Genomic DNA, 13,301 nt, shown 5'->3' with positions numbered 1-13,301 from the left:
CAGTGTTTTCAGCACGTTGACCTAATAGAAAGACAGTTATATTAGTAAGATCACTAACTCATGATTGTGTTGAATATTAGATGCAGATCATTTTCATTTTATGATGAGGCATTATGATAAATCACACTCATCTATAAAATGATCAAAGTAGAAGGAGCCAGACATGGCATTAAAAGGAATTTTCACAGTCAATGATGCAGATTACTCACCTTTACTCATGTATGGGATAGGGACGTTTATGGCGTACTCTGGTAACAGGGAATATCGCAATCGTGCAGGATGCATTGCAGTTCCAGACAACGGGCCAATACCTGATGGTTTATATCACATCGTTAAGCGCCCAACCGGTGGCTGGAAAGGTATAATCCGCACTGACTTGCATGATTTCTACTCATGGCCTACTTCAACGCCAGTTATCAAGTATGAATGGTTTGCTTTGTATCGTGATGATGGAAGGATAGATGACCATATGTGGGTTAATAATGTAGAGCGAGGGAATTTCAGACTACATCCTCGCGGGCCTCTTGGTGTATCTTTAGGTTGTATCACTTTGCAACACAGAACTGATTTCATCGCTATTCGGCAAGCATTACTCTCTACTTCACAAGTGAAATTACGTAATGGACTAATGTCTTTTGGCACAATTGAGGTGGTTTTAAATGGAAGCAAAACGTGTCCCAGCGGGGTTTAGAATCCTTATCGCAGTATCTTTGTTTGTAATGACGTTCCTTCTGGTAAGACCGTCAGATCCATCGACACAAGGAGAGCAGCGGTTTTGGATAAAATTAGCAGGGCTATTTAATCAACGCGATATTGAGGGTTTTGTGGGGATTGCGCTGTTAGTGATATGTACAATGGTAACGCTCATCGGTTATAAGATTATAGTCAGAGTCATTGAGAAGCAACTTAACACTAAGCAATGATTTCATAAGATGTGAATTAATTCTGGCAGAAGTTAAAAAATTGCTTATAAATTTAATGATGTAAATTCGCTCACATTGCGCATTAAATTATTATGATATGTACGGCTATATCTTAGGTTTTCTTGCCCAAAATACTTGCATGCGCAATTGATTGAGTTGCATTGTAACCTGCTCACTGTTTTCTGGTGTACCTCCACCGGGACATCGGGTTTTCGTTGCCTGATTGTTTAATTCACTTTCCTGCAGTCCGATTATCCCCCTGGAAATGAAAGAGACAACACAGGGATGCTTATATGGGATTGAGCCTGCCAGAAAACCGTCTTATTTGCCTGTCGGGGAATAATCTTTCGCCGGAATCGTTTGAACGTATCAACAGTCCTTTTGCTGCATGGCGCCACGCCGGACAGGACTACCAGTTTGATTATCGCTGACATCACCAGCGCTATATCGTCAATATCGAACCAAAGTCCAACTATCCCCTTGCCGGAACGCTTTCCAGACACGCAGAGCGGTCAAAGGAACAACTAAAAGCCATGATAGAGTGTGGTGATGTGGTATGCCTGAATGATGTGTCTGTTCTGACCGCCGGGCTGTTTTACATTGACGACAACGGTAAGTTAATTTGCGGCGATGAAAATGCCTTCAGATTCGGTGGAGCGAAAACATTATCGGTGCATTTAATCCTGCAGTGAGTAAGCGCGATCACCGACGCTCTGACGGAAAACCTGCGCCAACCTCATTAAGGTAGCTCAGCGTGGGAGGCGGGAGACACAGCCAGCCAGTAACCTACGGAACGCTTAACATCAAAGGCGTCGGCCGGTTACTCGCTGCTGGCGGTATCTGTAACGATAATAGTGAGGGGTTTCGTATAACGCTGAACAGTTTGGTGGCGATGTCTTCAGCAACTGATTAGTGTCAGGCGGGGAAACCCCCGGTTAACCTGTATCACAGATTAGATAATAGTTGCTTTAGTCAATTCAACAGGAAAGCTTGCCCCTTAAAATTATAAAGGGCAATAATTAAACTATAGTTAATTGATGTTTTTCGTATTTTAATATAATTATCGTTTGAGCGCTTATTGCACTCTGTACCCGGTACCTGAAATATCAGATAATCGCGGGTGGGTTTTCCCTGGTGTTGACTTGGTCTTTGACCTCCTGACCGCTAAGCATGGTGAGTGCCCGGTGGTCAGGTACTTTTTTAAGTATAGGGTCTGCGCAGGTGTAATAAAAGCTGTCTTAAAAGACAGGGGTAATGGTTCCCATGTGTGATTATCAGGAATGAATGAATGAATTCTGCTATTGAGTTTTTTTTGCGTGATTACAATGAATTTCCGCCAGAATTAGCAACCGAACTCTACCGGCTCAGAAGAAAAACATTTCGTGACAGGCTCGACTGGAAAGTCGAATGCATTGACGGCATGGAAAAGGATCAATTTGACAACGAAAATACGACTTACCTGCTGGGCATGCATAACGGGAAGTTGCTATGTGGTGCACGGTTTATAGATTCGACGCAGCCGACGATGATGAGCGAAATTTTTCATGAATATTTCGAGGGTATAAGTGGTCTCCCCACAGATATCCCCTGTTGTGAGATTAGCCGGCTGTTTTTAGATAAACAAAGACGTGACTCTGCAGGCCTTCATGGCTTGCCCGCCAGTAAAGTGTTATTCCTTGCAATGATTTTTTATTGCATGAAGAGAAACTATCGGGGGATGTACGCTGTGGCAAGTCGCGGCATGTATGCAATATTTCGCCATGCGAACTGGAAAATAGAAGTTATTCAGAAAGGCCTTTCTGAAAAAGGGGAAGTTATCTACTACATTTTCATGCCTGCCAGCATGAGCATCGTGGAAGATATTATCACCAGGGACAAAGCCAGTGGCTGGCTTCGTGAGATGTCCCGGCATTTACGCCATCTTTAACCCGTAACGCTGGCTCAGTTGTCCAGCAGCCGGAGCTCCGTCCCAAGTTTTACCGCATGTGTGGCGTTATTCACTCCGAGCTTTTTCATGACGTTGCCCATATGAAATTTTACGGTGCGTTCCGCAATAGATAAAATGACCGCAACTTCGGCGTATGTTTTCCCGGCGCCGACCCACTTAAGTATCTGCCGCTCACGCGGTGACAAAAAAACGTTCTTTTTCTGATTGTGTTGACTGTATAAGTTAAGCGTCTTCTGATGCAAATTAATAAGAAAGCTAACTATTTTTGAACGATTTTTTTCCATGTCGATACCAGAATCTTTCTGACTGATAATGGATAGCAAAGCCAGGTTGTTCAGGTAGTCATGCAGAGGGAATGTCTGTCCCTGGAAAATATTATATTGAAAGCTTTCATTAAAAATTCGCGTGAGATTGTAGCCGCCTGACAGAATGACGTTGTTTTCCCAAAAAAAATCTTCAACACAACGTAAACTCTGAATAATGACAGGATCAATAAACTGATATTTTCTTTCAAGGTATATATCGAACCACTCAGGGTTGTTATTAATAATACGCATCTGTGAAGGGTCTTTCTTGTTCATAATGGCGTAGGCATAGATAATACCCTTGTAATCCTCAAAGAACGCATTCAGTTCACTCTGGATTAACAAATTGATTCTTGTATCGTTGTAGTATGTATCCTTCACGTCAGTATCTACCTCCGGGATGAGTGGATAAACCAGTATAATCCGCTTCGTTAGCTGTTGCTAATCGTATTTTAATCCAGTTAAAGGACAGTGCAAACGACATCTGCCAGCAATATCCTGAATATTTTTGCTTTACAAAACGGATGGAAAGAGCAGTTTACAAGATTACAGATGAATTATCGGGATTCACAAAAATCTGCGGGGACAGCAGGAACATTCGTATAATGATTCGCGATTTTAAGTTATTGCTGACTGGAGTGAACCGACATCAGCATTTTTCATAACAAAACTCATGCTGGCAGGCGTAATTAAACAGACACCGAGTCAGTATCTGACTGCAGATGGTTTTTAAATCCTGATGCTCATGCTCCCCTTCGGCTACCCAGCGTTACCGGGTCGTCAGTTCTGCTGCGCTAACCCCTGTGGGTTTCGGACATAAGGCCTGATGGCAAACGTTCAGGTCAACCCTGCAGCCGGCTTAACGCCTGCGCTTTCACTGGCCATATAGATGATGACAAGCGAGTGTTAATCAGCATGAGGCACATCAGGTCGTGTAAGCAGGCCAGTAATCTGATTACTCTCCTGAACAGCAAGCCTCTATTTTAGCTCACTATTGGTTACTACTGGTTTATGGGATTGATAAGTGGTTTTTCTATCAGAGGCCAGGGCGCATGGGGATGTACAGGGGCAATGATATGTTGCAGGATGTCCCCACGCTTTCTCAGAAAATCGTAACAGGGAAGGGGCGTTAATCATGAAAAACATGATGATGCTGGGTGTCGTATTTCTCTTAACGGGATGCCCCGGGCCTGGCGACCGAATGGTGGAGCGCGAATCTACAACGGCATTTATCAAATACAAGCAAGTTTGTGTGGTGTCGCCACTGGAGCCACAAGAAAGGATTACTGCCATTCAAATCAACAGCGATAAAAGCAACTCTCTTCACAAAATTTTTGATGACAAACCTGTTTATGTTCCAAAAGGTGAGTGCCTTCCTGTGTTTGGATTTAAGTTCACAACTGGAGAACGTTACTATTTCGCCTGTGATGTTCAATCTGATAAATCAATGTCGCATTTAGTCACGGCTGATTTTTCTTATCCAAAAGAATAGGGGGCAGAACATTCACTCAGTTGCCCTAACCACCCTGCAACACCAGCGCTATACTAACCAACCCGAAGCTGGTTACCACTGGCTCCGTGCTAAACTGGATAAACGCTCCCCCAATATGAACCCTTGTTGATGAGGTTGTACCTGCATTGAGTCGCCTGACCGGACGCCATCCGCTGAACGGGAAATTATTGTGGCGATGCCGGTCTCTGCCGCTGGTCATCATGCTGCTGCTGACAGGATGCGCCCGCTCTGACGCGCTGTGGACGGTCACGCATGACCTCTGCATGAATAACTATCACTATCGTCGCGATCCGGCACCCTGTCAGCAAATCTATCTGCCGCAGGACAGCACACAGGGCTACAGCATCATCCAGAATCCTCGCCACAGGCTGCACTTTATTCTGGTGCCTACGGTGGCGATGTCCGGCATTGAGAGCATTGCGCTGTCGCGCCCCGGACGTCCCGATTATTTCGGCTACGCCTGGTTAATGCGTTATCGTCTGATGGCGGCCTATGGCGCTAAAGTGCCTGAGGATCGGCTCGGCATGGCGCTGAATTCCGCTTATGGCCGCAGCCAGAATCAACTACATATTCATCTGACCTGCCTGCGGGAAGATGTCTATCGCCAGCTTCAGGCCGAGCGCCCCTATATTCATAATGACTGGCGACCCTTGCCCGACCGTTTGCTGAATCACACCTACTATGCCCGCCGCGTTATGCAGCCGACGGCGATGGGGATTTATCCTGCCTCCTCCGTGGCACGCCATTTCCGGCTATCGCCGCCGCAGCTGGCAGAGTCTGGTGTGGCGCTCATCCCGGCGACGTTTTCGGGAGAGAAAGGGTTTATCCTGCTAACTACCCGGCGCGGCTGGGATAAGGGCAATCGGGCGTCCGTTGAGTCGCTACTGGATAAACGCTGCGCTATTCTTTCAGCGCCGCCAGCTGACGTTTCAGACGGGAAGTAACTAAACCTTATCACCCTTAATCCTCCACCGACCCAGCCACTCTGCTGTAATCAAACGCTCTGCCAGCAAGAACCCGGCTGACGAGGACGATCGCCCGTGCATCGGTTTCGTAAACATTGAATCAGGTTCGTGTCCGCCCAATATAGTGAGATCGCATAGTCATTTATCAGACCAGTCCATAGGTGACAATTAGTGCGAAACAAACCTCAGGATGCTGCCCGCAAAATAAGCTCTGATGTTTTTATAGACAAACCCATGCTAGACTTAATAAAAATTATTAACTGTTATTAAAAGAGGTGATCTCTATGGGTTCTCTTACAAAACAGACCATTAGCGCACAGATACCCACCGATTTGGCTAATGCTGTAGAAAATCTGGCTGTGGAGCTGGATCGTTCTAAAAGCTGGATCATCAAGGAAGCGTTGACCACCATGCTGGCTGAAAGGGAACGGCGTCATCAGAGCATTCAGGCTGGTCTTGCCGATGTAGATGCCGGGCGTGTAGTAAGTCACTCTGACCTTGTTGAATTTGGTAATCGTTTAAAGAAAAGCTGATAAATGGAAATTTACTGGACGCTTAAAGCTCAGGATGACCTGGAACGCATCTAACGTTTTTCTCTTCAGTACAGCCGCCAGCATGCTGATGATGTCTTAGACCGCCTGATAACCGGCAGTGCTGGCCTCAAGGCACACCCAGCAATCGGCATACAGCAGGTTCGATATGAACCTCGGGAAGTTCGAAAGGTGATACTGGATGACTACGAGATTCACGACGAACTTCGTGATAATGCCATCTACATCGTGGATCTCTGGCATACAAAAGAAGAGCGATGAGCAGATCTCTTTTCATTGATGGCTGTTGCTTACTGACCTGATACTTATTTAAAGCTCACTTCTCAAAACCCAAAAAAGACACCGATCCATCAGTGCCTTTCCCATACTCAACTCGCAACCAATCCCTCACCAACCCCTTACCGATACAACGCCGCTTTCCCCACCGAACTAAACAGCGCCATCTTCGCGGTGACCACTTCACCTGCCGCTTTCATGGGTTTAACAAACATTGAATTAGGTTCGTGTCCGCCCTGTTTCAGTTCCTGCTCCAATGCCACGAAAAATGCCTTCTTCATGTCGCTGAAGATATTGATTTTACCGACACCATAACGAATTGATTCCGCCACCTCGCTGTCTTTGTTGCCCGAACCGCCATGCAGTACACGTGGAATATTAATTAATAGTAAGCTTGTTACAAGCTTGTGATTTATACATGGTTGTTGAGCTATAACATCTCTGTTACTCTCAGGTTAAATAACAAGCCATAAACGCATATTAATTACATCTGTTAAGTGACTTATTGCTAACATAATCATCCTATTTATTAAAGTCAGACTTTTTCCAGGAAAAATTATTGCTCATATTCTTTTCACCAGCGTAGGATAAGCGCACAAAGGATTATAGATGCAAGGATTATCAATGGCTCTACATGGAAAGTTTGTTATTAATGATGCTGACTACTCACCGTTATCCTTTCCGGGGGTGGGAACGTTTTTAGCGTTCTCTGGCAATGGTGCTTATCGTAATCGTGGTGCCTGTGGAATGATTCCTAAAGAGGGGCCTGTACCAGCGGGTAAATACTGGATTGTTGACCGTCCTGAGGGAGGCCTCCGATCACAACTAAATGCCGGTGTAAGGGATATTTATAATCATTTTGCCAGCGGTGCTACGTTCAGGCATTCCGAATGGTTTGCAATATGGCGGGATGATTGGGCAATTGATGATTACACCTGGGTTGATAGCGTTAAGCGTGGTAACTTTCGTTTGCACCCCGGCGTTCTTTCTGAGGGTTGTATCACACTTCCGCATGATTCTGATTTTTCCCTGTTACGCAATGCCTTATTAAGGACCCAGAAAATAGAGGTTCCTTGTATGAGGAAGTTAAAGGCCTATGGAACGATTGAGGTAATTGCCAATGGCAAAACATGTCCTTAGTCTCTTTATAAAATTAGCGCTCTTTACTGTGATTATGCTGTTCGTTGCTAAAGAAGTTCCCTATGATGGATTAGTTGACTCTATAACAGCCTTATTTGATTTCCAAAGCGCTCTGAACGTTACCCATTTCATTCTGGGTGAACCTGACTTAGAGGCCTGGGAGTCGTTGCGAGATTACTTTTCTATTTTAATTAATACTCTAATCAGCATTCCGGTTATGAGTGCGATTATCACCCTTTTTAACGGCCTTACTCACAAAGTGAACCCATCTTGCCTCCCTAAAGAGTGGGCTTTCTCTACCGTGCGACGATTGATAAAAATAATCATTTTTGTAATGCTGCTTTGGTTATTCGTCCGCTTTGTACCTTACCAGGCTGTTTTTCCGGACATAGAAAAATTTTCAGATGTTGCTATGGCTGCACTTATGGCTTTCAACCTGATTTTAGCCATTTTCTGCTATTACTTTATTATGAAGAAATGCACATTCAAAAGGAGTTTGTAAAATGCCTATTCCAGCTTACATGTGGCTTAAAGATGACGGCGGTGCAGATATTAAGGGATCTGTAGACGTTCAGGATCGTGATGGTTCTATCGAAATTGTTGGCTTCAGTCACGGTTTAAATATTCCAGTGGATAGTGCCAACGGTAAAATCACCGGCAAGCGATCACACTCTCCCATTATGATTGAAAAAGAGTTTGATAGCGCCAGCCCATACTTATACAAAGCCGTTGCTACTGGTCAGACGCTGAAAAGTGCGGAGATTCGCTGGTATCGCATTAACCATGCCGGGCAAGAGGAATGCTATTTTGTTATGACTATCGAAGGGGTGAAGGTGACTGGCATTAATCCGGGGATGCCAAATGCTAAAATGGCAGGAAACTCGCAGATCAACCATATGGAAAGCCTTTCCCTGATGTACGACAAAATCACCTGGCGTTACGTTGATGGTAATGTGCAGTATACGGATGACTGGAATGTTCGGTCCTGAGATTAAAATCCTATTTCCTGTGGTATAGCTAAGTTCTCCTTGGCAGTGAAGCACTAATTAAAACGTTACCGGGGTGTAATGGGGGATTTAGTGACGACCTCCATGCATGCTCGAAAAACGTTACGACCGCGTTATCCGGTTGTACAACATCTAAAAAAGGCACCTATTCATCGGTGCCTTTTCCCAGCCTCCCTGGCAGTCTTCAAGCCACCATCCACGCCACACAACCCCTTACCGATACAACGCCGCTTTCCCCACCGAACTAAACAGCGCCATCTTCGCCGCGACCACTTCACTCGCCGCCTGCATCGGTTTAACAAAGAGGGAATTAGGCTCGTGACCCCCAAGCTTCAGTTCCTGCTCCAGCGCCACGAAGAACGCCTTCTTCATATCACTGGAGATATTGATTTTACCGACGCCATAACGGATCGATTCCGCGACCTCGCTGTCTTTGTTGCCCGAACCGCCATGCAGCACCAGCGGGATATCAACCAACTTACGGATCTGCTGCAGGCGCTCGATATCCAGCTTCGGCTGCTTCCCTTTGGGGTAGAGGCCATGCGAGGTACCGATGGCGACCGCCAGCGTGTCGGTGCCGGTCTCGCGCACAAAGGTCTCTGCCTGCTGCGGATCGGTATAGAGAATCTCGTTACTGCCACCTTCGCCGCTGCCTTCCGCCACGCCGATGGTGCCCAGCTCCGCTTCCACAGAGACATTAATCGTGTGCGCTATCTCGACAATCTTCTTCGTCAGCGCAATGTTCTGTTCGAAAGGGTGAGACGAGGCGTCAATCATCACCGAGGTAAAACCGGCGTAGATCGCCTTCATCACCTCTTCCAGCGAGCGGCCATGGTCCAGATGGATCACCACCGGCACGCGCGCCTGAATCGCCAGCGTCCGCAGATAGCCGATAAATTCCGGGCCGGTGAAGGCCATCTCTTCAGGATGGATCTCCAGAATCAGCGGTGAATCCAGTCGCTCGGCAGTCTCAACCGCCACACGTCCAAACTCCGCGCTGGCGATGTTAAACGCGCCAACGCCAAACTGATGCTGTCGGGCAACGCTGAGCAGATCTTTCATGTTGTAAAGCATAGGTTTTATCCTTGTTTTGCAGGAACGGAGATATCTTTTTTCAGGAACAGCAGGATCAGCGCTGTCAGCAAACTGCCTGCGGCAATAGCAAACAGATAACCCATGACATTGCTGATCACGTTAGGAATGAAGATGACGAAAATGCCGCCGTGCGGAGCGCGGGAAGCGCAGCCCAGCATCATTGACAGGGCGCCCGCTAATCCGGAGCCCGCCACGATGGCCGGGATGACACGCAGCGGATCGGCGACCGCGTAAGGGATGGCGCCTTCGGTAATGAATGACAGGCCGAGGATGTAGGTGACCTTGCCGGTCTCGCGCTCCTGCTCGGTAAATTTGCGGCGGAAGAGGGTGGTTGCCAGCGCGATGCCCAGTGGTGGCACCATGCCCGCCGCCATACAGGCGGCAATCGGACCGTAAACCCCGCTCGACATCAGGCCAATCGCAAACATACAGACGGTCTTATTCAGCGGGCCGCCCATATCAAAGGCCACCATCATGCCGAACAGCAGGCCGAGAATGGCCGCGTTGGTGTTACCCAGCGAACTGAGGAAGTCGGTCAGCCAGCCGAGCAGCATTTTGATCGGCTCACCAATCAGCAGCGCCATCAGTGCGCCGGTCAGCAGCACGCTTAACAGAGGCACGATTAAAATAGGTTTCAGCCCGGCGACCGCTTTGGGCAGATGGATATGGTTGTTGATCAGCAGCGTGATGTATCCGGCCAGGAAGCCGGCAATCAGCGCGCCAAGAAAGCCGGAACCGGTGTGGATCGCCATCATCCCACCCACGGCGCCCGCCACGATGCCCGCTTTGCCGCTGACAGACTGGCTGATCCCCAGCGCCAGAATCGGTAGCATCAGGGCAAAGGCCGAACCGCCACCGATGTCAGAGAGCATCTTCGCTATCGGGCTGAAGTTCGCGTCCCCTGGTGTGGCCGCCGTAATCCCGAATGAAAAACTCAGCGCGATCAGAATGCCGCCCGCCACCACAAACGGGATCATCAGGTTCACGCCGGTGATGAGGTGCACATAAATCTCTGAAATCCAGGAACGGGAACCCGACGCCTCACGGGCACTGTTAGCCGGTTCAGATGCACTGGCCTGCGGAGCGGAGTTGGCCAGCCTGGGAGCCAGCTCGCCGTTAACAATGGCGTTTAACAGGCCTTCAGCATCCTTCGCGGCACGGGTAACGGGCACCTCAATCACGTTTTTGTGCTGGAAGCGCGCCATCTCAACTTTTTTATCTGCGGCGATTAACACTATGTCGGCCTGATGAATATCGTCGTCGCTGAAAATATATTCGCTTTCAATCGCGCCCTGGGTTTCAACTAATACATTCAGGCCCAGTTTTTTAGCCGCTTTTTTTAAATTACTTTCGGCAAGGTAGGTGTGGGCGACACCTGTAGGACAGGCGGTAATGGCAATAATGTTCATAAATGTTCTCCAGTGAAAATTTTATATTTATGTTTTTCGGTCTGAAGGGATGGCTACAACCTGGAATACCTCCTTGATTTTTTAATTCATGCTGCTCTCCGGTTTATTCAGGCTCCCGATCGGGATAAGAGTAAATGAAACATCTCTTCGCGATGTGGGACATTAAGTAATTGCTCGACAACATCCTCATCGCCTAACGCAATGGATATTTTGGCGAGCATTTTGATATGGCCCACATCTTTATCGGACTCTTTTACTGCGAACAGAATAACCAGCCGGACTTTAGTGCCGTCGATGGTCTCCCACGGAATATCCTGGCGTAAACGACCCACGGCAATGCGGGTTTTGGCGACGGCCGCAGATTTACCGTGCGGAATAGCAATATGATTTTCAAATCCGGTAGAGCCTAATTCCTCACGCAGATAAACATCTTTCAGGAAAGCGACTTTATCGGTGACGGCCCCGGTCTGGCAGAGCAGGTCGGTCAGTTGAGAAATAATCTGCTCTTTGGTCTGGCAATCGACATCGAGAATAATGCACTCTTCTTTTAATACTTCGTTAATAGCCACGGCTGTCGTCATTTTGCTTCTCCATTATCATTAATTAATCGAATTCGATACCAGACATTCTGTTACCCGTGCGATATCTTTCGCCGAGAACAGGGCCGAGACATACACCACCGGTTTTTCCAGCGGTTCCAGCCGGATGGTGGAAATCACCACGTCACACTCATGTCGTTTCAGGGAGTCAGCAATATTTTTCCCTGGCACGATGTCGATAATTTTCCAGTCGGGAAAGGCGCGGATAATGCGTCCGTAAAGCAGCTGCGAGGTGCCCAGACCGCTGGAGCAGACCAGCAAGACCCGTTTTACCTTGATGCTGTTTTCGATGGCCGCCTGAATATGCACCGTCAGGTAAGCCACTTCGTCATCACTGATCTCATCCAGGCTGTACTCCTGCGTCAGCTGGCTGATTACCGCTTTCACGGCGGCAAACACCGTTCCCAGCTCGGTCTGGATATCATGCAGCAGCGGATTTTTAATCCGGATGTGATATCTGAGGCGGTTCAGCATCGGCTTGATATGCGAGGACAATGACGCCTGCAGGTTCTGGTCGGTGGTGATTTCAATGTTGATGCGCTGCGCCACCCGGGCGATCAGCGCCTCAGCAAAGCGGGTCTCACGCTCTGAAATCAGCGAGTCATCGTGCTGTGGTGACTCACCACCCGCCTTACCGGAGGAGACCAGATACTGATAGATGGAGTGAGACTCCTCGGCCACCAGTACCGTGTTGTAGGCGGTCTCAATGCGGTCTATCACCGCCAGTGATACCTGCCAGGCGTGATGGTCGCTGACCCGGTTCATCGACACCGCGCGGGCGTCGGTCCTGTGCATCGGCGAGTGGCTCCGGTGGATCAGTACCAGAATATGCGTAAATAAATTGATGTAGTAAGGATCGCTTATCGTATATTGCAGCTGCTGTTCAATAAAATTAATTAATTGCAGGGTAAAATGGACAGCCTGCTGACCAAACTTCTCTGAAAGCTCCTGCAGCGTGCTTTCATCCAGACGGCTTTCCATCATGTCCTGACGGTTATAAATCGATTTTAACACCAGCGCTTTCATCGCCATGCGAATATTATGGTCACTGCCTTTTATGCTGGTTCCGACACGACTTTTTAATAAGGTTAAATCAAACTGATGTAACCATGCTTCTAATGTTTTTAAATCATTCACTATCGAAGCGCGGCTGATAAAATATTTATCCGCCAGTTCGCTGATGGATGAACTTTTTGGTGAAAGCATTAATAAATCCGACGCTATTTTCAGCATCCTGAAGTTACTGCTGAAATCATCCACTTCGGTTGAGAAAATCCGGCGCGCGGCTATTTCCGACTGCGCATCAGCGAATTTAATTGTGATCCCTCTCCCACTTTTTCCGCTGAGATTGATTCCCTGGTCAGAAAGTTTTTCGTTAATATCGGCGATGTCGCGGCGCAAGGTTCGGGTGGTGATTGCTGTTTTTTCTGAAATAGCGTGCAGGCTCACATAACTGTTATGAGAAATAAGCTGTCGCATAATCGTCAGTTGCCGTTCAGTCAGCGCCTTCATCATCATCAGGTTCCGCTTAATCCGTTATTCGCCTTGTCAGTTATCATCTAAGCAAAGG

General features: G+C 47.6%; 13 protein-coding genes and 3 pseudogenes. 10 read left to right on the top strand and 6 right to left on the bottom strand.

Annotated elements, in window-relative coordinates:
• Positions 1-163 precede the first annotated feature (163 nt).
• The 3 genes and pseudogenes from OK412_RS15325 to OK412_RS15320 all read left to right on the top strand — a co-directional run bounded on the left by OK412_RS15325 (position 164) and on the right by OK412_RS15320 (position 2,850).
• The gene (locus tag OK412_RS15325; RefSeq protein ID WP_073970690.1) at positions 164-691 is read left to right on the top strand and encodes a DUF2778 domain-containing protein; all 528 of its coding nucleotides are present in this window, start codon (positions 164-166) and stop codon (positions 689-691) included.
• A 1,025-nt stretch (positions 692-1,716) separates the two neighbouring features.
• Positions 1,717-1,809 (top strand): annotated as a pseudogene (locus OK412_RS23545) (HNH endonuclease); the annotation flags it as partial.
• 402 nt (positions 1,810-2,211) lie between these two features.
• Positions 2,212-2,850, top strand: coding sequence for an acyl-homoserine-lactone synthase (locus tag OK412_RS15320; protein ID WP_129062757.1), 639 nt, complete (start codon positions 2,212-2,214; stop codon positions 2,848-2,850).
• Positions 2,851-2,864: 14 nt separating this feature from the next.
• Here the strand turns inward: OK412_RS15320 and OK412_RS15315 are convergent, their stop codons facing one another.
• A complete protein-coding gene (locus OK412_RS15315) occupies positions 2,865-3,557 on the bottom strand; it encodes a helix-turn-helix transcriptional regulator (RefSeq protein WP_033780519.1) in 693 nt (230 codons plus the stop codon).
• A gap of 754 nt (positions 3,558-4,311) precedes the next feature.
• Between OK412_RS15315 and OK412_RS15310 the strand changes: the two genes are divergently transcribed.
• From OK412_RS15310 to OK412_RS15295, 4 genes and pseudogenes are all read left to right on the top strand, one after another.
• Positions 4,312-4,668 (top strand): putative T6SS immunity periplasmic lipoprotein, encoded by a 357-nt coding sequence (locus OK412_RS15310; RefSeq protein ID WP_250488918.1) that lies wholly within the window; start codon positions 4,312-4,314, stop codon positions 4,666-4,668.
• Positions 4,669-4,814: 146 nt separating this feature from the next.
• Positions 4,815-5,633 (top strand): CDP-diacylglycerol diphosphatase, encoded by an 819-nt coding sequence (locus OK412_RS15305; protein ID WP_235603781.1) that lies wholly within the window; start codon positions 4,815-4,817, stop codon positions 5,631-5,633.
• Positions 5,634-5,938: 305 nt separating this feature from the next.
• Positions 5,939-6,187 (top strand): CopG family ribbon-helix-helix protein, encoded by a 249-nt coding sequence (locus tag OK412_RS15300; protein WP_022625341.1) that lies wholly within the window; start codon positions 5,939-5,941, stop codon positions 6,185-6,187.
• A gap of 3 nt (positions 6,188-6,190) precedes the next feature.
• A pseudogene (locus OK412_RS15295) lies at positions 6,191-6,466 on the top strand (type II toxin-antitoxin system RelE/ParE family toxin).
• 137 nt (positions 6,467-6,603) lie between these two features.
• On the opposite strand, the pseudogene OK412_RS15290 reads toward OK412_RS15295, so the two are convergent.
• Positions 6,604-6,864, bottom strand: a pseudogene (locus OK412_RS15290) (class II fructose-bisphosphate aldolase); the annotation flags it as partial.
• 241 nt (positions 6,865-7,105) lie between these two features.
• On the opposite strand from OK412_RS15290, the gene OK412_RS15285 reads away from it, so the two are divergent.
• Genes OK412_RS15285 through OK412_RS15275 form a run of 3 tightly spaced genes read left to right on the top strand, consistent with a single transcriptional unit; the run spans position 7,106 to position 8,610 of the window.
• Complete coding sequence (locus OK412_RS15285) at positions 7,106-7,621, top strand: DUF2778 domain-containing protein (protein WP_010671743.1); 516 nt, start codon at positions 7,106-7,108, stop codon at positions 7,619-7,621.
• Positions 7,602-8,123, top strand: coding sequence for a hypothetical protein (locus OK412_RS15280; RefSeq protein WP_033759772.1), 522 nt, complete (start codon positions 7,602-7,604; stop codon positions 8,121-8,123). Before OK412_RS15285 ends, OK412_RS15280 begins: the two co-directional genes overlap by 20 nt.
• A gap of 1 nt (position 8,124) precedes the next feature.
• Complete coding sequence (locus OK412_RS15275; protein WP_010671741.1) at positions 8,125-8,610, top strand: Hcp family type VI secretion system effector; 486 nt, start codon at positions 8,125-8,127, stop codon at positions 8,608-8,610.
• Between the two features lie 231 nt (positions 8,611-8,841).
• Here OK412_RS15275 and OK412_RS15270 read toward each other — a convergent pair whose 3' ends face one another.
• The 4 genes from OK412_RS15270 to OK412_RS15255 form a co-directional block, all read right to left on the bottom strand.
• Positions 8,842-9,702: a ketose-bisphosphate aldolase gene (locus OK412_RS15270; protein ID WP_033787443.1), complete on the bottom strand. Its 861-nt coding sequence runs from the start codon at positions 9,700-9,702 to the stop codon at positions 8,842-8,844.
• Between the two features lie 5 nt (positions 9,703-9,707).
• Positions 9,708-11,132, bottom strand: coding sequence for a PTS fructose transporter subunit IIC (locus OK412_RS15265; protein WP_163799062.1), 1,425 nt, complete (start codon positions 11,130-11,132; stop codon positions 9,708-9,710).
• 107 nt (positions 11,133-11,239) lie between these two features.
• Positions 11,240-11,713, bottom strand: a complete 474-nt coding sequence (locus tag OK412_RS15260; RefSeq protein WP_010251532.1) for a PTS sugar transporter subunit IIA — start codon at positions 11,711-11,713, stop codon at positions 11,240-11,242.
• Between the two features lie 18 nt (positions 11,714-11,731).
• Positions 11,732-13,249 (bottom strand): BglG family transcription antiterminator, encoded by a 1,518-nt coding sequence (locus tag OK412_RS15255; protein WP_262405677.1) that lies wholly within the window; start codon positions 13,247-13,249, stop codon positions 11,732-11,734.
• Positions 13,250-13,301: the final 52 nt, after the last annotated feature.

The organism is Pantoea sp. JV6, from assembly GCF_025910055.1.
Classification (GTDB): Bacteria; Pseudomonadota; Gammaproteobacteria; order Enterobacterales; family Enterobacteriaceae; genus Pantoea; species Pantoea agglomerans.
Note: the sequence above shows the minus strand (reverse complement) of the source record. Positions and strands in the feature narration are given on the sequence as shown.